This window comes from Streptomyces sp. SID13726 (genome assembly GCF_010548375.1).
Lineage (GTDB): Bacteria > Actinomycetota > Actinomycetes > Streptomycetales > Streptomycetaceae > Streptomyces.
In genome coordinates this window covers 1-425 of record NZ_JAAGLY010000532.1, presented here as the reverse complement: position 1 = coordinate 425, position 425 = coordinate 1, and the positions used below count along the sequence as shown (strand labels likewise).

General features: G+C 73.2%; 1 protein-coding gene. It reads left to right on the top strand.

Annotated features, from left to right (window positions below; all coding sequences use genetic code 11):
* Positions 1 to 425, top strand: a 425-nt coding sequence (locus tag G3I78_RS48965) for an ATP-binding cassette domain-containing protein (RefSeq protein ID WP_239158497.1), incomplete at both ends; no start/stop codon positions are given.

Below are 425 nucleotides of genomic sequence, written 5' to 3'. Positions count from 1 at the left end.
CCCCCGCACCCCCCCCCCCCCCCCGCGGTCCGGCTCGACCGGGTCGGCAAGCAGTACGCCGGCAGCGCCGACGCGTACGCCGTCCGCGACGTCACCCTCGACATCGCCCCGGGCGAGTTCTTCTCCCTCCTGGGCCCCTCCGGCTGCGGGAAGACCACCCTGTTGCGGATGATCGGCGGCTTCGCCGATCCCACGGAGGGCAGCGTCCTGCTCGACGGCGAGGACGTCACCGGGCTCCCGCCCGACAAGCGCAACGTCAACACCGTCTTCCAGAGCTACGCCCTCTTCGACCACCTCTCCCTCGCGGACAACGTGGCCTTCGGCCTCAAGCGCAAGGGCGTGGCCCGCGCCGAGATCCGCGAGCGGGTCGCCGGCATGCTCGACCTCGTACAGCTCGGGCACCTGTCCGCCCGCAAGCCGCCCCC